Genomic DNA, 19,913 nt, shown 5'->3' on the forward strand with positions numbered 1-19,913 from the left:
TTTACCGCGGCCGGACGGTGGCCCGGCGATCCGGCGGGACACGCGAAGGGCGCCCCGGTCCGTGGGTACGGACCGGAGCGCCCTCCGTCGTGTCTGCCGCTCGGTGCGTCAGTGCACCGGCACGACCTGCTTCTCCTCGGCGAAGTGGCACGCCGAGAAGTGGGCGGCCGGGCTGTCCTGGCCGGCGAAGCGCTGCGGGATCGCCAGGAGCGGCGTCTCCTGCGCGCACTTCTCCTGCGCCTTCCAGCAGCGGGTGCGGAAGCTGCAGCCCGACGGCGGGTTGGCCGGCGAGGGGACGTCACCGGTCAGGATGATCCGCTCGCGGTGCGCGCGGGCCTCCGGGTCCGGCACCGGCACCGCGGAGAGCAGCGCCTGGGTGTACGGGTGCGTCGGGTGCTCGTAGATCTGCTCGTCCGTACCGATCTCGGCCATCTTGCCGAGGTACATGACGCCGACGCGGTCCGAGATGTGCCGGACGATCGACAGGTCGTGCGCGATGAAGAGATAGGACAGGTTGAACTCGTCCTGGAGCTTCCCCATCAGGTTGATGACCTGCGCCTGGACGGAGACGTCCAGGGCCGAGACCGGCTCGTCGCAGATGATGATCTCCGGGTTGAGCGCGAGGCCGCGGGCGATGCCGATGCGCTGGCGCTGACCGCCGGAGAACTGGTGCGGGTACCGGTTGATGTACTCCGGGTTCAGACCGACGACGTCCAGCAGCTCCTGCACCTTGCGGCGCCGGTCGCCCTTGGGGGCCACCTCGGGGTGGATGTCGAAGGGCTCGCCGATGATGTCGCCGACCGTCATGCGCGGGTTCAGCGAGGTGTACGGGTCCTGGAACACCATCTGGATGTTGCGGCGCACGGCCTTCAGCGCGCGGCCGCCCAGCTTGGTGATGTCCTGGCCCTTGTAGAAGACCTCGCCGGCGGTGGCCTGCTCCAGGTTCATCAGGAGCTTGGCGACCGTGGACTTGCCGCAGCCGGACTCGCCCACGATGCCGAGGGTCTCGCCCTGGTACAGGTCGAAGGAGACCCCGTCCACGGCCTTGACCGCGCCGACCTGCTTCTTGAAGAGGATGCCCTGGGTCAGCGGGAAGTGCTTCTTCAGGTTGCGCACCTGCAGGATCGGCTCGCCGCGGCCCACGGGGGCCTCGATGGCGGCCTCCACGGCCTCGTCGTTCTTGCTGAGGTCAGCCATGGATCGTCTCCTTCCAGAAGTGGCAGGCGCTCGTACGGCCCGGGAGGTCCGCACCGTTCTGCTCGGTGACGGGCACCAGCGCCGGGACCTCCGTGCGGCAGATGTCGTCGGCCATGGGGCAGCGCGGGTTGAAGGCGCAGCCGGTGGGCACCCGGAGCAGGTTGGGCGGGAGCCCCTTGATCGCGTAGAGCTCCTGGCCCTTCTGGTCCAGGCGCGGGATCGACTCCAGGAGACCCTTGGTGTAGGGGTGGGCCGGGCGCTTGTAGAGCTCGTGCACCGGCGCCTGCTCGACGATCCGGCCGGCGTACATCACGGCGATCTTGTCCGCGACGTCGGCGACGACGCCGAGGTCGTGGGTGATCAGGATCAGGCCCATGTTGTATTCCTGCTGGAGCTCCGCGAGGAGGTCCATGACCTGGGCCTGGACGGTCACGTCGAGAGCCGTGGTGGGCTCGTCGGCGATGATCAGGTCCGGCTCCAGGGCGAGCGCCATGGCGATCATGATGCGCTGGCGCATACCGCCGGAGAACTGGTGGGGGTAGTCGGTGACCCGCGCCTTGGCGGCGGGGATCTTGACCTTGTCCATCAGCTCGACGGCCTTGAGCGTGGCGGCCTTCTTGGAGAGGCCCTGGTGCACCCGGAACATCTCGCCGAGCTGGTAGCCGACGGTGAGGACCGGGTTGAGGGAGGACAGCGCGTCCTGGAAGATCATCGCGATCTTCCGGCCGCGGATCTTCCGGCGCTCCTCCTCGGCCATCTTCAGCATGTCCTGGCCGCGGAAGAGGATCTCGCCCTGCGGGATCTTGCCGGGCGGCATGTCGAGGATGCCCATGATGGCCTGCGCGGTGACGGACTTGCCGGAGCCGGACTCGCCGAGGACGGCGAGGGTCTCGCCGGCGTTCACCGAGTAGTTGACTCCGTTGACCGCCTTGGCCACACCGTCACGGGTGTGGAACTCGACGTGCAGGTCGCGGACTTCGAGCAGCGGACCGTTGTGGTCGGCGCCGTCGCGGGGCGCCGGGACGGACGCGGTCTTGTCGATGATGCTCATCTGTTACGCCCTCCTCAGCGCAGCTTGGGGTCGAGGGCGTTGCGGACGGCTTCGCCGAGCATGATGAACGCCAGAACGGTGAGGCTCAGCATGATCGACGGGTACAGCAGGATGTGCTGCGACGTACGGATCGCCTGAACGCCCGCGGAGATGTCGACACCCCACGAGACGGTCGGGGAGGCGAGACCCAGGCCCAGGTAGGACAGGGTGGCCTCGGCCGAGATGTAGCCGCCGAGCGCGATGGTCGCGACGACGATCACGGGAGCCATGGAGTTCGGCAGGATGTGCCGGAAGAGGATCCGGGTCGTGCCGGCACCGAGGGCCTTCGCCGCGTGGACGTAGTCGGCGTGCTTGACCGTGATCACGGCGCCGCGCATGACGCGGGCCATCTGCGTCCAGCCGAGGAAGGCGAGGGCGAAGACGACGACCCAGACGGTCCGCTCGACGAACGCCTGGAGGACGACCATGGCGCCGAGCAGGAACGGGATGCCGAAGAAGATGTCGGTCAGTCGGGACAGGATCGCGTCGACCCAGCCGCCGAAGTAGCCGGCGATCATGCCCACGATGCCGCCGAGGACGGTGACGATCGCGGTCACGGCGACGCCGACGATGATCGAGGCGCGCGTGCCGTAGATCAGTCGGGCGTAGACGGAGCGGCCCTGGATGTCGTAACCGAGCCAGCCCGCGGAGCCGATGTTGCCGAGCTCCGGCTTGCCGACGTAGTGCTTGACGAGGTCACCGGTGGTCGGCGAGGCGCTGGTGAACATGCCCGGGAAGGCCGAGATCAGCAGCAGGAAGAAGATCAGCACCGACGACACGAGGAAGTACGGGTTGCGGCGCAGGTCGCGCCAGGCGTCGCCCCAGAGGCTGCGCGCCTTCTCCGCCTTGACCTCGGGGACGCTCACCGAGGGGGTGTCGACGGCGTCCGCGGGAGCGGTCGCGGTCTTGGTCACGTCAGGCATACCGGATCCTCGGGTCCAGGACCGCGTACAGCAGGTCGATGAGCAGGCTGGTGATGAGGTAGATGACCACCAGGATCGTGACGAGGCCGACGAGGGTGGTTCCCTCGCGGCGGCTGATCGACTCGTAGATCAGGCCACCGACACCCTTGATGTTGAAGATGCCTTCGGTGACGACCGCACCGCCCATGAGGGCGCCGATGTCGGTGCCGAGGAAGGTGACGACCGGGATCATCGAGTTGCGCATGAGGTGGACGCCGATGACGCGGCTGCGCGGCAGACCCTTGGCGACCGCGGTGCGCATGTAGTCCGCGCGGAGGTTCTCCGCCATGGACGTACGGGTGAGCCGCGCGACGTAGGCGAGGGAGAGACCGCCGAGGACGATGGCCGGGGCGATCATCTCGGAGAGCAACTGGTCGTTGCTGACGTTGGGTTCGATCCAGCCGAGCTCGAAGGCGAACACCATCTTGATGATGAAGCCGAGCACGAAGACCGGGATCGAGATGATCAGCAGGGTGAAGATCAGGATGGCGTTGTCGGCCATGCGGCCGGCGCGGAGACCGGCGATGACGCCGAGGCCGATGCCGAAGACCAGCTCCACGGCGAAGGCGAGCGCTGCGAGCTGCAGCGTGACGGGGAACGCGTCACCCAGCACCTCGGTGACGGGACGGTCGTTGCGGATCTGCGTCCCGAAGTCCAGGTGGAAGATGATCCCGCTGATGTAGTCCCAGTACTGCTTCAGGATGTGCTGATCGAGACCGAGCTTGTGTCTGATCTCGGCGATGGTGGCGGGGGACGCGCCCTTGTCACCGAACAGACCGGCCACGGGGTCGCCGGGCAGGCTGTAGACCATGAGGAAGATCAGCAGGGTCGTCCCGAAAAAGACCGGGATCATCTGGAGCAGTCGTCGTGCGACATAGCGCCCCATCATGCCTCCGTTGAGATGTGACGGCGGCAGCCGGGGGCCCTCCCACGACGTCCTGCCCCGATGACGGGCAGAACAGTGTCGCGGAAGGGCCCCCCAGCCACTGCATAAGGCACCGAGCGGGACTGACGATCCGTCAGTCCCGCGACGGCGTGCGGACTACGCTTGGGTGATTACTTCGTGACCTCGACGCCGGTCAGGATCGGGTCGCCGTCCTGACCGTAAGCCACGCCCGAAACCTTCTCGGAGTAGCCCGCGTTGACCTTGTAGTACCAGAGCGGGATGGACGGCATGTAGTTCTTCAGTTCCTTCTCGATGGCCTGGAACTGCTTCACCGACTCGTCCAGCGTCGCCGCGGAGTCAGCCTTGGCGATCTCGGCGTCCAGCTCCTTGTTGGAGAAGTCGCCCTGGTTGCCCGCCGCACCCGTGCGGAACAGGTCCGAGATGAAGTTGGCGTTCACCGGGTAGTCGAGCACCCAGCCGGAGCGGTACAGGGACTTGACCTGCTTGGTCTTGCGAGCGGTCAGGTCGGCCTGGAAGTCCGGCTTGCTGTCGCCGACGCACTGCACGTCGGTGGCCTGCTGGATGGAGTTGCAGACAGCGTCCACCCACTCCTTGTGGCCGCCGTCGGCGTTGAACTGGATGGAGATCTTGTTGCCGGGGACGCCGCCGCCGGCCTTGATGAGCTCCTTGGCCTTCGCCGGGTCGAACTTGGTGACGCCGGCGCCACCGTCCTCCTGGAAGCCCAGGACACCCTTGGCGACCCAGCCGGTCGCGGGCTCACGGGTACCCTGCAGCACCGTCTTGGTGATGGTGGCACGGTCGATCGCCATGGACAGACCCTGGACGACGCGCGGGTCGATCGCCTTCGGCTTCTTCCACTGGTCGGCGTAGAAGGCGACGGCGATGGTCTGGATCGCGGAGTACGGCTGGTCCACGGCGCGGTCGCCGAGGTCCTGGCGGTAGACCGGGAGGTCCTTCGGCGCGATCTGACGCAGGACGTCGACGTTGCCCGACTTCAGGTCCTCGTACGCGGCCTCGAGGGTGGTGTAGTTCTTGAAGACCACACCGCCGTTCTTCGCCTTGTTCGGGCCCTTGTAGTCGTCGTACCGAGTGATCTCGATCTTCTTCTTGTGGTCCCAGCTCTTGAACTTGTAGGGACCGTTGCCGACCGGCTTCTGGCCACCGGCGGCCGGGTCCTTGTAGAAGGACTCGGGCAGCGGGGCGAAGACGATGTAGGCCAGCTTGTGACCGAAGTACGGGACGGCCTTCGAGAGCTCGATCTTGAAGGTGGTCTCGTCGACGACCGACAGGCCGTCGAGCTTGTCCGCGGTCTGCTTGGCGCCCTCGGCGTCCGGGTGGACCTTGTCGTAGCCCTTGATGTCCGCGAACCAGGACGAGAGGCCCTGGGCGTTCTTCAGGCTGGCGTTCCAGTTCCACGCGTCGACGTAGGACTTGGAGGTCACCGGGGTGCCGTCGTGGAAGGTCCAGCCCGGCTTGAGCTTGACGGTCCACGTCTTCGAGTCGGTCGTGGTGACGGACTCGGCGTTGATCATCTCCAGGGAGCCGTCGGCCTTGTAGTCGACCAGGGTCGAGAACAGGCCGGCCATGACCGCGGAGCCGTTGGACTCCATCGTGTCACCGGTGAGCAGGGGCTTCTCAGGCTCGCCCAGCTCGACGGAGAAGATTCCGTTCGGGTCAACAGCGCCCTTGGCGTCGCCGCTGTCGCTCTTACCCCCGCCACAGGCGGTCGCAGCAAGGGCGACGATGATCGCGCCCGTTACCCACTTGGCGCTCTTGGCACCGCGCATGGGTTCCTCCTCATGAGTCCACTTTTGTCACTACAAGAGGGGCACTCCGAGTTCTGCCGACACCCCTGACGGCATTGCACTCAAGTGCCCCGAGTGTGCTCGTGAGTCGGCACTCCCCACAGTGCGTGACCCATTGACCCGAGCTCAATGGAGCCAACTATTAAGTACGTCCGGGCTGTAAACCACACTTAAGTGGTCTCGTTTTGACAACATCACCACATGCCCAGATACCGAAATCCGGACAAACTGAGCACAGACAGACACCCCCGAAACGGACCGTTAACACACGTACCGGAGAGCGATGGCCGATATGCGGACACCGGGCCGGTGAAATGGAGTTGACGGAAGTTGACGAAAAGCCCGGACTCCCCCACTGCCTGCGGGGGTCCGGGCTCCGGTGTTGACGGGGTGTCGAACCGAAAGCGGGGTAGATCACAGAGACGTGATCTACCCCACTGTCATCGGTCGCATGCGGCCGATGCCGACCGATCTGGCCGACTGCTCGGCCTACGGTCTTCTCCGGTCGCTACGGCCGTGGTTCAGCCGTTCTTGGCGCGCGAGGAGGCGCGGCCACGCGCGTTCTGGTCGAGGATGACCTTGCGGATGCGCACGGCCTCCGGGGTGACCTCGACGCACTCGTCGTCGCGGCAGAACTCCAGGGACTGCTCCAGCGACAGCTTGCGCGGCGGGACGATCGCCTCGAAGGAGTCGGCGGAGGAGGAGCGCATGTTGGTGAGCTTCTTCTCCTTGGTGATGTTCACGTCCATGTCGTCGGAGCGGGAGTTCTCGCCGACGATCATGCCCTCGTACACCTCGGTGCCGGGGTCGGTGAACAGGACGCCGCGCTCCTGGAGGTTGGTCATCGCGAACGCGGTGACGGCACCGGCGCGGTCGGCCACCAGCGAACCGTTGTTACGGGTGGTCAGCGCACCGAACCACGGCTCGTGGCCCTCGTGGATCGAGTGGGCGATGCCCGTACCGCGGGTGTTGGTGAGGAACTCCGTACGGAAGCCGATCAGGCCGCGGGACGGAACGACGAACTCCATGCGGACCCAGCCGGAGCCGTGGTTCGACATGTTGTCCATGCGGCCCTTGCGGACGCCCATGAGCTGCGTGACGGCGCCCATGTGCTCCTCGGGGACGTCGACCGTGAGGCGCTCGACCGGCTCGTGGACCTTGCCGTCGACCTCCTTGGTGACGACCTGCGGCTTGCCGATGGTGAGCTCGAAGCCCTCGCGGCGCATCTGCTCGACCAGGATGGCGAGCGCGAGCTCACCACGGCCCTGGACCTCCCAGGCGTCCGGGCGCTCGGTGTCGAGGACGCGGAGCGAGACGTTGCCGATCAGCTCGCGGTCCAGGCGGTCCTTGACCTGACGGGCGGTGACCTTGCGGTTCTTGACGGCGGCCTTGGCGTCCGCGCCCTTGCCCGTGCCACCGCGGCCGACGAGCGGCGAGGTGTTGGTGCCGATGGTCATGGAGATGGCCGGCTGGTCGACCGTGATCAGCGGCAGCGCGATCGGGTTCTCCGGGTCGGCCAGGGTCTCGCCGATCATGATGTCCGGGATGCCGGCGACGGCGCAGATGTCACCGGGGCCGGCGACCTCGGCGGGCTTGCGGGTGAGCGCCTCGGTCATCATCAGCTCGGTGATGCGGACGTTCGAGATCGTGCCGTCCCGCTTGATCCACGCGACCGTCTGGCCCTTGCGCAGCTCGCCCTGCTCGACGCGGAGGAGCGCGATGCGGCCGAGGAAGTTGTCGGCGTCCAGGTTGGTGACGTGGGCCTGGAGCGGCGCCGTCTCGTCGTACACCGGGGCCGGGACGTGCTCCAGGATGGCGTTGAAGAACGGCTCCAGGTTGTCGCTGTCCGCGGGGACCGTGCCGTTCTCCGGCTTGGTCAGCGAGGCGATGCCGTCACGGCCGCAGGCGTAGACGATCGGGAACTCGATCTGGTCCTCGTCCGCGTCCAGGTCGAGGAAGAGGTCGTAGGTCTCGTTGACGACCTCGTCGATCCGGGAGTCCGGGCGGTCCGTCTTGTTGATGCACAGGATGACCGGCTTGCGCTGCTGGAGCGCCTTGCGCAGCACGAAGCGGGTCTGCGGGAGCGGACCCTCGGAGGCGTCCACGAGGAGGACGACCGCGTCCACCATCGAGAGACCGCGCTCGACCTCGCCACCGAAGTCGGCGTGGCCCGGGGTGTCGATGATGTTGATCGTGATCGGGGCCCCGCCGTCCTTGGGGTGATACTTCACCGCCGTGTTCTTGGCGAGGATCGTGATGCCCTTCTCACGCTCCAGGTCGTTCGAGTCCATCATGCGGTCGTCGAGCTGCTGGTGGGCGGCGAAGGCACCGGCCTGCTTGAGCATGGCGTCGACGATGGTCGTCTTGCCGTGGTCGACGTGGGCGACGATGGCGACGTTACGGATGTCGTGGCGCGTGGGCATGGGTGCTTGCGCTTCTCTCGGATCGTGGGATGCGGCGTCAGTTCCTCGTACGCCCGCCGGGCGGACGCGCCACGGCTATGTCCATGGTACGGGGCTGCCGCGCAAGGGGCTTCCCCGGCCAAGATCCGAGAGGTGGTGCCGAGCAGGGGCAAGGGTGTGGGGGAGGTCGTGCGACCGGGTCAAAGGGCCGACGCGATCCTGCCCGCCGGGATCACCGGCGGGCAAGGAAATTGAGCTGGTTCTGAGGTTGTGACCTGGGGTTTCAGGGCTTTCGGGGTTTTCAGGGGGTGTTTCGCTCGGCTCCCTTGGAGGTTTCGGGCTTCTTGAAGCCGATGTCCTGGTAGCGCGGGCCGGCCAGGCCCCAGGCTCCGGCGTTCACCAGATCCGCCTTGGCGGCGACGAGCTGGGGGCGCTGGTAGAGGGGGATGGAGCCGGCCGCCGCCCAGATCCGGGCGTCGGCCTGGCGCACCAGCTCCCGGGCCTCCTCCTCGTCGAGGGTGGCCGCGGCCTGGTCGAAGAGCTGGTCGATGCGGTCGGTGCCGACCCGCGAGTAGTTCTGCTCGACCAGGAGGGAGCCGTCCGAGGCGGGCTCGGGCTTGGCGAAGATCGGCCGGGCGTCGGTCGCCGGGAAGGCGGTGGCGGGCCAGGAGTAGAGGGCCAGGTCGTAGTCGCCCGAGGCCACGTGGTCCTTGAAGAAGCTGTCGTCGGAGACCTTGGTGACCTCGGTGCGGATGCCGACCGCGTCGAGCATCCGGACGATCCGGTCGCCGACCGCCCGCAGGGCCTCGGAGCCGGGGCCGGAGGGCAGGACGAAGCGGAGGCTGAGGGCCTTGCCGTCCTTGCCGAGGGTCTTGGCCGCGTCGGCGGCGCTCACGGGGGCGGCGGTGCCGCGCGGGGCGTACGCCCCGGCCACCCCCTTGTCCGTCCGGGTGATCGTCTGGGCGGCCTGGGCGCCGGTCCCCGTGTCGAGTGCCTCGGCGCGGGCGAGGAGCGCCGCGCTCTGGACGGCCGCCGCGGGGGCCGGGGCGAGGATGCGGGTGCCGCTCTCGGGACCACCGACGGCGGCGGCCCGGCGCTCGCCCGGCTTGTCGTCGCCGACGATGTAGAGGCCCTCGTCGGAGGCGGCGTCGGAAGCGCTGTCGGAAGCGGTGTCGGAGCTCGGCTTCTTGGCGTCGGTGGAGCCGGCGGTGTCCTCCTTCTCCGCCGCCCCGGCCTTCTCCGCCGCCCCGGCCTTCTCCGCCGTCTTCCCCTTCTCCTCGGCGCCCTCCTCCCCCGTCTTCTCCCCGGCGCCCTTCTTCTCGCCCTTCTCCGCCTCGCTGCCCGCCTTCGTGCCGTCCGCGGGCTTCCGCGCCGCGCCGCCGGGCACCCAGCCCGCGTCGGCGAGGAGGGCCCGTGCCTCGTCGGTGTCCTGGCTCCCGAGGGCGTCGCTGCCGTCCGCGTACGCGGACTGGCCCGCGAGGGCCAGGTGGCTGCCGGGCGGATCGGCCGGGAGGCCGAGCGGCTTGAGTACGGATTCGGCCAGTTCCTTGCGGTTGATCGCACGGGCCACCGCCCGCCGCACCCGCTCGTCGGCGAGCGGCCCGGACTCGCCGTTCAGCGAGAGCTGGGTGTAGGCGGGCTCCAGGGACTTGCGGACCGCGTACCTCGCCAGGACGTCCTGGGCGTTCGCGTACGCGGCGACGGCCTTCTGGTTCTGCTCGCGGGCGGCCCTGACCTCCTCCGCCTTCTCCTCGTCCGAGCCGTGGGCGAGTGCCCAGGACTTCAGGGCCTTGGAGGGGGTGATCGAGGAGCCGGGGCCGTGGGCGAGGGCGGCCTGGGCGCCGTTTCGGCCGGCCCGGGCGTCGCGGAGGGCGAGCGAGATGCGCTCGGCGGTGGACCGGTCGATCTCGGCCAGATCGAGGGTTCCCCTGGCGAGGGCGTCCGCGCGGTCCGCGCGGGCGACCGCCTTGAGGACGATGCTGTCGAGCTTCGCGGGCTGGCCCCACCAGCGGGGGTTGCGGGCGAGGGTGACATCGCCGCTCTTGCGGTCGACCGCCTTCAGCAGGAACGGTCCTGCAGTGGCCTTGAGGGTGGTGCGGGCCCCGTCGTTGAAGGAGGCCGGGGATCCCATGACCTGCTTCGGGTACAGCGGGGTGAACAAGGACTGCCAGTCGGCGTAGGGCTTGGCGAAGGTGACCCGCACCTCCAGGTCGTTCTTGCCCCGCTCGATCTTCTCGATCCGCTCGTACCCGGAGTTCCGCGCGGTCCAGTACGCGGTGTCGCGGCCGCTCAGCGCGCGCCACTGGGCGACGAAGTCGGGCGCCCCGATCTCGCGTCCGTCGCTCCACACCGCCTGCTGGTTGAGCTTGTAGAGGACGACCTGCTTGGGCTCCGTCTCGACGACCTGCGCGGACTCCAGGAAGTCGGGGTTGCGCTGCGGCCGGCCGCGCTCGTCGATCGTGTAGAGCGCGGGGAGCACGGCACCGGCGATCCGGGAGGTGGCACCGTCGGCGTCCGCCTGGAAGGAGTTCAGGGTGGTGGGGAACGCGTCGACGGCCCAGCGCAGGGTTCCTCCGTCGGCGACCCGCTCACGGGCGGCGGGCGCGTTGTCCTGGGCCGCGGCCCGGGACTCGTCCGCGTCGTCGGACGAGCATCCGGCGAGGACGGTGACGGCGAGGGCGGCACTGGTCAGCGTGGCGACGGAGCGGAGCGTGCGGGAGCGGGGGCTCCTGGAGCATGTCCTCCCGCGAGGGGCGCCGATCTGGGACATGACTTGTACCCCTTCGTCCAGATTCATTCCATTTGGAGATGATCACACCTATTGCTCATCCACTGAAAAGGAAGGAAAGGATCCGGCCACGGCGACACGACGACGCGGCCGGAAACCCCACTCGTGCGGCCCAACAGCGAGCGGGACGGGGCGGCCGCGGGTGCGGCCGGGCGGCGACAGAAAGGGGGCACGGCGCTCCCGCCGAGGCAGTCGGCGGGAGTGTCGGTGAAGGCATGGATGGAGTCGGTTCCGGCCGTCGAGGCGGCCGTCCGGCGGGCGGCGGGCGGCGGGCGGCGGGCGGCGGGCGGCGGGGCGACAGCCTGCCGCTGCCCCGTCCGCGAAGAGCTCCGCGATCGGTACCCCGGCGCCGTCGAGCAGCAACCGGGGCCAGGCGAGCAGCACGTTTCGGGCACGAACAGGCCCGGGGGCCGAACAGGCCCCGATTAGGGCCTGCCCCGGCGGGGCCGGGCCTTTCGCCCCCGCCGTGGTCCCGGGCCGGCGGCCCGGGCGCCGCTCAGTGCCAGCCGGCGCGGTAGGCCGCCCAGTCACCCTCCTCCGCGGCGAAGTCGACGTAGAGCGCGACGCCGAAGCGCGCGCGGTCGGGGTCGGTGCGTCCGAGGCCGAGTCTGACGCCCCGGACGGCGGCCTCGACGGTCTCCGCGTTCTCGTGGTGGCCGAGGTCGTCCTCGTGGAAGAAGGGGAGGCCCATCAGGAGGTCGGTCGACTCCGGAGTCACTTCGAGGGCGAGGCTGGTCTGCTGGGCGACGTACCCGCCGTACAGGCTCTCCAGCGGCATCCACGTGTCGTACGACATGACGGCGATCTGGTCGACGCGGCGGGCGACCTGGCCGAAGAACTTCTGCGACCACCACTTCTCCCTGCCCGTGAGCAGGCCGTTGGCCGAGTGCAGGCCGGGGAGCGGATCGATCTGGTGGGCGGCTATGGAGAGCTGCGCCTTCCGCGGCCGGGTGACCTCCCCCAGGTCGTCGAGCAGGGAGAGGTAGTCGGCGTCGTCGGACAGCAGCGGCTCCAGGTCGAAGTGGACCCCGTCGAAGCCGACGTCGAGGATCTGCCGGGCGGAGCTCACGACGGCGGCGCGTGACGCGGCCCTGTCGAGGCGGAGGCCGGGCCCCGGCCCGTCGTTGGCGAGGACGTCGCCCAGCCAGGCCTGGACACGTATCCCCGGCATCGTCCGGTGCACGGCGTCGACGAACCACTTCGCGCGGGGGTACCTGGCGGCGGGCAGGGTGCCGTCGTGCTCCAGGGGCCCCGCGTGGACGTACAGGTCGCGTATCCCCGTGTCCTTGACGCGCGCGGCGAACGCGGCGAGGTCGGCGTCCTTCTTCCGGCCGTCGACCCAGGCGTGGCCGAGCCACACGGCGTCCTTGTCACGGGTCTTCGCGTCGCCCCTGAGGTCCCCCGCGTAGTTGACGCGCAGGGCGAGCGCGCCGAACAACGGGGGCGCCACGAGGACCAGGACGAGCCCGAGCACGAACCAGCGCCCCCGTCGCCACATACGCCTCAGCCGTCCACTCACCCGAGCCCCCCGTGTGCCGTCGTGCAGGTCGTTCCACCGCTTCTCACCGTAGCGGCGGCTACCGACAGTGACGCAGGGCTGTGGAGAATGGTTTCCGCGGCCCCTCAGGGAGTCGCCGTCCGGTCGCGGCCGGTCATATGCGGACATAACCTCCCCTTTGTGACGCGAACAGCCACCCGAACCCTTCTCGCGGTACTGGTGGCGGCGTGGTGGCTCCTCGTGCCCGCCGTTCACGGTGCCCGTGCCGACGACCCGGTCGTCCTGTCCCGGGACGGGCAGATCACCGACCGGGTGGACGCGCTGGGCGACCGCCGCGCATCCGTCGCACAGGCCCTCGACCGGCTCTACGACGAGCGGCGGGTCCAGCTCTTCGTCGTCTACGTACGGGACTTCTCCGGTCGCGGCGGCCAGGACTGGGCGGACGCCACGGCCGAGCGCAACGGCCTCGGGACCGACGACCTGCTGCTCGCCGTCGCGACCCACGACCGCCTGTACGGCTACTCCGCCGCCCCGGACGGCCCCCTCACCCAGGGACAGCTGGACGACGTCGCGCGGACGGCGATCGAACCGGCGCTCCGGCAGAACGACTGGGCGGGCGCCGCGATCGGCGCGGCCGACGGCTACGCCGCCGTCCTCGCCGGGCAGCCCGTCCCCGCTCCGGCGATCACCCCCGGGCCCGCCGATCCGGGCGGCGCGGCCGGGGACGGCACCTCGGCGACCGACCTGGTGCTCCCGGTGGTCCTCGTCGGCGGCGCCGGCGCCGTGGCGGCCTACGCGTTCACCAAGCGGCGCCGGCGGTCCGAGACCCGCACCACGCCCCAGGGCGGGCAGGGCTGGGGCCCGCCGAAGGCGCCCGCACCGCCCTCCCTGGAAGAGCTCGACGGTCAGGCCCGGCAGACGCTGGTGGCCACCGACGACGCCGTCCGCACCAGCCAGGAGGAACTCGGCTTCGCGACCGCCCAGTTCGGCGAGGAGTCCGTCCGGCCGTTCACCGAGGCGGTCTCCTTCGCCGAGGAGCAGCTGACGGCCTCGTTCCGGCTGCGGCAGAAGCTCGACGACGCGTTCCCCGAGGACGACGCGACCCGGCGGAGCATGCTGGAGGAGATCCTGCGCCGCTGCGCGGAGGCGAACGCCCGGCTGGACGCCGAGAGCGAGGACTTCGACCGGCTGCGGGCCCTGGAGCGGACCGCTCCCGAGGCCCTGGCGACCGTCGGGGCCGCGGTCCGGGAGCAGACCGGGAGGACGGACACGGCCGAGGCGGCGCTGACGGCGATGCGCGAGCGGTACGCGGAGACGGCGGCCGCGCCCGTCGCCGGTGACGTCGACCAGGCCAGGGACCGGCTGGTCTTCGCGGCGGACCACGTCGAGCAGGCCCGCGCCCGGATCGACGCCGGCGACAACGGCGGGGCCGCCGTCCACATCCGGGCGGCCGAGGGCGCGGTGGACCAGGCGGCCCGGCTGGCCGAGGCGGTGGACCGGCGGGCACAGGAGCTGGCCGAGGCCGTCGGCAAGCTGCCCGGCGCCCTGTCGGAGACGGACGCCGACCTCGCGGAGGCCCGCGGGCTGCTCCGCGGGACCGCCGAGGGGGTCTCGACGGCCGATCTTCAGGGCCGGGTCGCCCGAGCGGAGTCGGTGCTCGCCGAGGTGCGGCGGGTCATGGACTCCGGACGGTACGACCCGCTCGACGCGCTGCGCCGGGTGGAGGAGGCCGACGGGGTGCTCGACGAGGCGCTGGAGGGCGCGCGGGAGCGCGAGTCGGGCAGTCGGCGCGCCCGTGCGCTCCTCGACCAGGCGATGCTGACGGCCCGCTCGGCGATCGGGGCTGCCGCGGACTACGTCACCACGCACCGGGGCGCGGTGGGCAGCGAGGCCCGTACGCGGCTGGCCGAGGCGCAGCGCCGCTGGGAGAAGGCGCGGGTGCTGGCCGAGGCGGACGACCCGCAGAACGCCCTCGCGGAGGCCCGGCAGGCGGACGCCCTCGCCCGGCGCGCTCAGGACCTCGCCGAGCAGGACGTCCGGAGATATGGGAACCCGAACGGCCCGGGCGGTGTAACAGGGGTGGGAGGTGGCGGCGGGCTGGGCGGTGCGGTGCTCGGCGGCATCATCCTCGGCGGACTGTTCGGCGGGGGAAGGGGAGGCGGACATGGGGGGTTCGGTGGAGGTTCGGGCGGGGGTTTCGGGGGCGGAGGTCTCGGCGGCGGGCCCGGCAGCTTCGGCGGCGGCGGCACGCGCGGCCGGCTGGGCGGCGGAGGCCGTTTCTGAGGGCGGCGCGGCGCGTCCCCTCCCCCTTTCTGTCCCTCTCAAGGAGAAGAGCCATGAGCAAGCAGACCATCCTCGGCCGGGTCACCCAGCTGGCGAAGGCCAACATCAACGCGCTGCTGGACCAGGCGGAGGATCCGCAGAAGATGCTGGACCAGCTGATCCGCGACTACTCGAACAACATCGCGGAGGCGGAGGAGGCGGTGGCCGCGACGATCGGCAATCTGCGGCTGATGGAGCAGGACCACCAGGAGGACGTGGCGGCGGCGAAGGAGTGGGGCGGCAAGGCGCTGGCCGCCAGCCGCAAGGGGGACGAGTTGCGCGGCGGCGGGCAGACGGCGGAGGCGGACCGCTTCGACAACCTGGCGAAGGTGGCGCTCGGCCGTCAGCTCCAGTCGGAGAAGGAGGCGCGGACGGCGGAGCCGACGATCGCCGCGCAGACCGAGGTGGTCGCGAAGCTCAGGACGGGCCTCGACCAGATGAAGGCGAAGCTCGGCGAGTTGCAGGCCAAGCGGGACGAGCTGGTGGCCCGCGCCCGGTCGGCCCAGGCGCAGAACACGATGATGGACGCCGTGAAGAACATCGACGTGCTCGACCCGACCAGCGAGCTGAGCCGGTTCGAGGACAAGGTGCGCCGGGAGGAGGCGCGGGTCATGGGCAAGCAGGAGCTGGCGGCGTCCTCGCTGGACGCCCAGTTCGAGCAGCTGGACGCGCTGGGCGACAGCGCCGAGATCGAGGCCCGGCTGGCGGCGCTCAAGGGCTGACCCGGCGCCCGGGTGCCGGGTCGGCCGCCGCGGGCGGCGCCGGCCACGCGGCCGGCTCGCTCGGCCGCCACCACACGCCGTGCGCCGCCCACGCGGTCGTCGCCGCGCTCGCCGCCGCCCGCGCGGGCGTGCTCGGTCGCGTGGTGGCGGCCGGGCGACGGCTCGGGCGGGCGGCCTGGTGGGCGCGGCGGGTGTCAGAACATGCTGAGGAGCTGCTCCACGGTGGGTTCCGCCGTGCCCTCGCCGTCCGGCAGGGGGAGTTCGAACCAGACGGTCTTGCCGCGGGGGGTGCGGCGCGAGCCCCAGGAGGAGCTGAGCAGTCCGACGAGCTGGAGGCCCCGGCCGCCCTCGTCGGTGTCCTTGGCGCGGCGTCGCCGGGGCTGCACGAGGCCGGCGTCCCAGACCTCGCAGACGAGGCTGCGGTCGAGGAGCAGCCGCAGCCGGATCTCCCCCTCGCCGTAGCGCAGGGCGTTGGTGACGAGCTCGCTGACGAGGAGTTCGACGGTGTCGACGAGCGCTTCGAGGTCCCAGGCCTTCAGCTGGGTGCGGGCGAGTTCGCGGGCCCGGCCGACGGAGCGGGGTTCCCTGGGAAGCCGCCAGTCGCCGACCGCCTCGCTGGGCAGGCCCTGGATCCTGGCCATGAGCAGGGCGATGTCGTCCTCGCCGTGTCCCGTCTCCAGGCTGGTCAGGACGCGGTCGCAGACGTCCTCCAGGGGGCGGGCGGGGTCGGTGAGGGCCCGTCGGAAGGCGCTCAGGCCCTCGTCGAGGGGGTGGTCGCGGGATTCGACGAGGCCGTCGGTGTAGAGGGCGAGGAGGGCGCCTTCCGGGAGTTCGACCTCGACCTCCTCGAAGGGTTCGCCGCCGACCCCGAGCGGCATCCCGGGGGGTACGTCGAGCAGCAGGGCCTCCTCGCCGGGTTCGACGAGCACCGGCGGGAGGTGTCCGGCGTTGGCGAAGGTGCAGCGGCGGGTGACCGGGTCGTAGACGGCGTAGACGCAGGTCGCGAGGTAGACCTCGGAGAGCTCGGGGCCGCGGGACTTGTGTCCGCGGGACTGCTGGGCGCCGATCGGGGCCCCGAGGCCGCGGGCGATCTCGTCGAGGTGGGAGAGGACCTCGGCGGGTTCCAGGTCGAGCTGGGCGAGGGTGCGGACGGCGGTGCGCAGTTCGCCCATGGCGACGGCGGCGCGCAGTCCCCGGCCCATGACGTCGCCGATGACGAGGGCGGTGCGGTGGCCGGGGAGTTCGATGACGTCGAACCAGTCGCCGCCGACCTCGGTGGCGGCGGTGCCGGGGAGGTAGCGGCAGGCGATGTCGAGCCCGGCCGCCTCGGGGTCGCCGGGCGGGAGGAGGCTGCGCTGGAGGATCAGGGCGCGCTCGTGCTCGCGGCGGTAGAGGCGGGCGTTGTCGATGCAGACGGCGGCGCGGGCGGCGAGTTCGACGGCGAGGGCGCGGTCGCGCTCTCCGAAGGACTCGCTGCCCTTGGTCCGGGAGAACTGGACGAGTCCGACGACGGTGTCGTGGGCGACCATCGGGACCACCAGGGTGCTCTGGACGAGCTCGCCGTCGGCGCCGGGCACGGTCCGGAGGCGGCCGGTGCGCAGGGCTCCGGCGCACGGGGAGTTGAAGGGGAAGCGGTGGACGGCGCCGACCTGGATGGGTTCGGTGGCGCAACAGCCGCCGCCGGGGCCGTGGCCCTCGTCGGTCCTCAGGGGGGTGTCGGAGACGGCGCTGGCGAAGGCGACCCTGCGGAGTTCGGCGCTGCCGGCCCCGTAGCCGACGTCGTGGGAGCTGCCCCAGCGGCCGGGTGGCGCCTCGTCGCCGGTGAGGAGCCCCTGGTAGAGGTCGACGGAGGCGAGGTCGCAGAAGCCGGGGACGGCGACGTCGAGGAGCTCGCGGGCGGTGGCCTCCAGGTCGAGGGAGTTGCCGATGCGGGCGCCGGCCTCGTTGAGGAGGGCGAGGTTGCGGCGGGCGCTGGCCGCTTCCCTGGCGGCGTTGTGGCGGCGGGTGACGTCGATGCCGAGGCCGGCGACGCCGATCGGGCGGCCGGATCCGCTGTGGACGCGGTAGAGGTTGATGGACCAGTGGCGCCGGTCGCGGGAGCCGGGGGCGGCGCCGACGATCTCGAAGTCGGTGACGGACTCCCCGGTCTCCAGGACGCTGCGGAGGGCGGCGGTCATCCGGTCGGCCTCGGGCAGGTTGAGGTAGTCGTGGACCGTGCGGCCGCGGTGGTCGTCGGCGGAGCCGCCGAAGACGGTGGCGAAGCGCCGGTTGGCCCGCTTGACGGTGAGGTCGGTGCCGAAGAGGAGGAAGCCGAAGGGCGATTGGCCGAATATCGCCTGGGAGGCGGCGAGGTCCGTCTCGATGCGGCGGAGGGCGCGGACGTCGACGACGATGCAGAGGGCGGCCCGTTCCCCGGTGGTGGTCTCGCTGGGCATGACGTACATCTCGGCGATGCCGTGCGGCCGGTCGTCGCCGGGGATCCGGAAGGGGACGAGTCCTGTCCACTCCTTGCCGTCGAGGATCTCGCGGACCCTCCGGTGGCCGCGCTCGCGCTGGTCGGCGGGCATGAAGGCCTCGACGGGGTCCTTGCCCATGGCCTCTTCCGCGGTCACCCCGAAGAGGTCCACGGCGCGTCGGCTCCACTGCTCGACGAGTCCGTCGGGCCCGATGGAGAAGGACGCCACCCGGATGTAGTCATAGATGGAGCCGGGCGGGCTGCTCTGCCACACCACGCCGCCACTCGCCTTCTCAGGTATCTCGCTCACGCGACCGTCCCCTCCAGCTCACCGCACCGGACCGGCCATTCCCGCAGTATTCAATACGGCGGGCTCCGGCGGTACGACGTTCACGATCACAGGGTGGTCTCGTTCGCCTCGCGCCGAGTGCCGGTGATCGTTGTCCCACCCTGTTTACTCACCAGGGAGAGCCAGCTCGAACCATACGGTTTTGCCGGTCCTTCCTTTACGAGTGCCCCAGCGGCGGGCGGAACAGGCCACCAGACCGAGTCCGCGGCCCCCTTCGTCCTCGGGTCCCGGGGCCCGCGCGGTGGGCGGATCCGGAAGCGGATCGGACACCTCCACCAGCAGCCCGGGCCGGTGGGCGGGATCGGTGCCGTCGGGCCGGGGGCGGACCAGCCGCACGCCGATCGGTCCGGACGCGTACCGGAGGGAGTTGGTCACCAGCTCGCTGACCAGCAGGACGGTGAGGTCTCCGACGGCCGCGTCGAGGTCCCAGGACCGCAGCGTCTCGCGTACGGCGTGGCGTGCCGTGCGCACGGCGTTCGCCTCCGCAGGGAAGTTCCACTCGGCCCGGTCGCCGTCGGTGTCGATCACACCCGATCACTTCCCCAGCCGTGCGTCAGCAGGAAGGCCCACGTCCTCATTCAACGGGTCATTCAGGACATACCCGGAATATGGGGCGTGATATCGCGCTGGGCGCAGCAGCGGGCGCACGGTGGCACGAACGGCGTAGAAAGTTCAGTCCCGCGCTCCCGCGACGGGTGTCGCCGGGAGTCTCCGGGCGGCCTCGGCGACGGCGGGGCGGTCCTGGTCGAGCCAGTCGACCGAGTCCAGCTCGGCGCGGGTGAGCCAGCGCAGGGCGTCGTGGTCCTCCAGCGGGCGGGGGTCGCCGGTCAGCAGTCGGGCGGTCCAGACCCGGAGGACGTATCCGGGCTTGAGGGGCCACTCTCCGGGGAGTCGCTCGCCGGGCTCGATCTCGACTCCGAGCTCCTCGCGCAGTTCGCGGACGAGGGCCTCCTCGTGGCTCTCGCCGGGTTCGAGCTTGCCGCCGGGCAGTTCCCAGCGGCCGGCGAGCTCGACGGGGGCGCTGCGGCGCGCGGCGAGCAGCCGCCCCCGGTGGAACAGGGCGCCCGCGACGACGACCACGTCGGGTTCGCGGGGCGCGGCGGGGCCGGTGGTGGGTTCGGTCATGGGCGCGAGCGTAGCCCGGCCCCGCCGTCGTCCGTCGGGCTCAGAGCGCGGGGCTGCCGATGCGCTCGACCCAGTAGAGCTGCTTGTGGCCGCGGGCGTCGAGGCTGTCCGCGATCTTCCGCGCTTCGTCCTCGGTCGCGTACCGCCCCACCCGGTAGCGGTTGCCGTTGTCGTCCTGCCGAATGACGAGCCAGGCCAGGACAGGGCCGCTCTCGGCCATCAGGCTTCTCCCTCCGCCGGTCCGGGCGCCGTTGAGGATCTCCGTGAAACCGCAATCCGCATATGCCGGAG

Annotated in this window: 14 protein-coding genes; 2 read left to right on the forward strand and 12 right to left on the reverse strand. The window is 70.7% G+C overall.

Annotated features, from left to right (window positions below):
- Positions 1–108 precede the first annotated feature (108 nt).
- The 8 genes from ACF09E_RS18195 to ACF09E_RS18230 all read right to left on the reverse strand — a co-directional run bounded on the left by ACF09E_RS18195 (position 109) and on the right by ACF09E_RS18230 (position 12,697).
- Positions 109–1,197, reverse strand: coding sequence for an ABC transporter ATP-binding protein (locus tag ACF09E_RS18195; protein WP_392206065.1), 1,089 nt, complete (start codon positions 1,195–1,197; stop codon positions 109–111).
- A complete protein-coding gene (locus ACF09E_RS18200; protein ID WP_392206066.1) occupies positions 1,190–2,248 on the reverse strand; it encodes an ABC transporter ATP-binding protein in 1,059 nt (352 codons plus the stop codon). Before ACF09E_RS18200 ends, ACF09E_RS18195 begins: the two co-directional genes overlap by 8 nt.
- Positions 2,249–2,262: 14 nt before the next feature.
- Positions 2,263–3,210 (reverse strand): ABC transporter permease, encoded by a 948-nt coding sequence (locus ACF09E_RS18205; RefSeq protein WP_392206067.1) that lies wholly within the window; start codon positions 3,208–3,210, stop codon positions 2,263–2,265.
- Positions 3,203–4,135 carry an ABC transporter permease gene (locus ACF09E_RS18210; protein WP_361852510.1) on the reverse strand — a complete coding sequence of 311 codons (933 nt, stop codon included), beginning with the start codon at positions 4,133–4,135 and terminating at the stop codon, positions 3,203–3,205. The genes ACF09E_RS18205 and ACF09E_RS18210 overlap by 8 nt, the downstream gene beginning before the upstream one ends.
- A gap of 170 nt (positions 4,136–4,305) precedes the next feature.
- Complete coding sequence (locus ACF09E_RS18215; protein ID WP_361852476.1) at positions 4,306–5,943, reverse strand: ABC transporter substrate-binding protein; 1,638 nt, start codon at positions 5,941–5,943, stop codon at positions 4,306–4,308.
- A gap of 539 nt (positions 5,944–6,482) precedes the next feature.
- Positions 6,483–8,384, reverse strand: coding sequence for a translational GTPase TypA (gene typA, locus ACF09E_RS18220; RefSeq protein ID WP_361852473.1), 1,902 nt, complete (start codon positions 8,382–8,384; stop codon positions 6,483–6,485).
- Positions 8,385–8,664: 280 nt separating this feature from the next.
- On the reverse strand, positions 8,665–11,133 hold the full coding sequence (locus ACF09E_RS18225; RefSeq protein ID WP_392206068.1) for an ABC transporter family substrate-binding protein: 2,469 nt from the start codon (positions 11,131–11,133) through the stop codon (positions 8,665–8,667).
- Positions 11,134–11,647: 514 nt separating this feature from the next.
- Positions 11,648–12,697: a hypothetical protein gene (locus ACF09E_RS18230; protein ID WP_392206122.1), complete on the reverse strand. Its 1,050-nt coding sequence runs from the start codon at positions 12,695–12,697 to the stop codon at positions 11,648–11,650.
- Positions 12,698–12,829: 132 nt separating this feature from the next.
- On the opposite strand from ACF09E_RS18230, the gene ACF09E_RS18235 reads away from it, so the two are divergent.
- Both ACF09E_RS18235 and ACF09E_RS18240 read left to right on the forward strand, forming a co-directional pair.
- Positions 12,830–14,932, forward strand: a complete 2,103-nt coding sequence (locus tag ACF09E_RS18235; protein WP_392206069.1) for a TPM domain-containing protein — start codon at positions 12,830–12,832, stop codon at positions 14,930–14,932.
- Positions 14,933–14,985: 53 nt separating this feature from the next.
- Complete coding sequence (locus ACF09E_RS18240; RefSeq protein ID WP_392206070.1) at positions 14,986–15,693, forward strand: PspA/IM30 family protein; 708 nt, start codon at positions 14,986–14,988, stop codon at positions 15,691–15,693.
- Between the two features lie 194 nt (positions 15,694–15,887).
- Here the strand turns inward: ACF09E_RS18240 and ACF09E_RS18245 are convergent, their stop codons facing one another.
- From ACF09E_RS18245 to ACF09E_RS18260, 4 genes are all read right to left on the reverse strand, one after another.
- Positions 15,888–18,458, reverse strand: a complete 2,571-nt coding sequence (locus ACF09E_RS18245) for a SpoIIE family protein phosphatase (protein ID WP_392206071.1) — start codon at positions 18,456–18,458, stop codon at positions 15,888–15,890.
- A gap of 144 nt (positions 18,459–18,602) precedes the next feature.
- A complete protein-coding gene (locus ACF09E_RS18250; protein ID WP_392206072.1) occupies positions 18,603–19,025 on the reverse strand; it encodes an ATP-binding protein in 423 nt (140 codons plus the stop codon).
- Between the two features lie 144 nt (positions 19,026–19,169).
- Positions 19,170–19,622 carry a (deoxy)nucleoside triphosphate pyrophosphohydrolase gene (locus ACF09E_RS18255; protein ID WP_392206073.1) on the reverse strand — a complete coding sequence of 151 codons (453 nt, stop codon included), beginning with the start codon at positions 19,620–19,622 and terminating at the stop codon, positions 19,170–19,172.
- A 40-nt stretch (positions 19,623–19,662) separates the two neighbouring features.
- Positions 19,663–19,842 carry an SPOR domain-containing protein gene (locus ACF09E_RS18260; protein WP_392206074.1) on the reverse strand — a complete coding sequence of 60 codons (180 nt, stop codon included), beginning with the start codon at positions 19,840–19,842 and terminating at the stop codon, positions 19,663–19,665.
- Between the last annotated feature and the right edge of the window lie 71 nt (positions 19,843–19,913).

Source organism: Streptomyces sp. NPDC014891 (assembly GCF_043081085.1).
Taxonomy (GTDB): domain Bacteria; phylum Actinomycetota; class Actinomycetes; order Streptomycetales; family Streptomycetaceae; genus Streptomyces.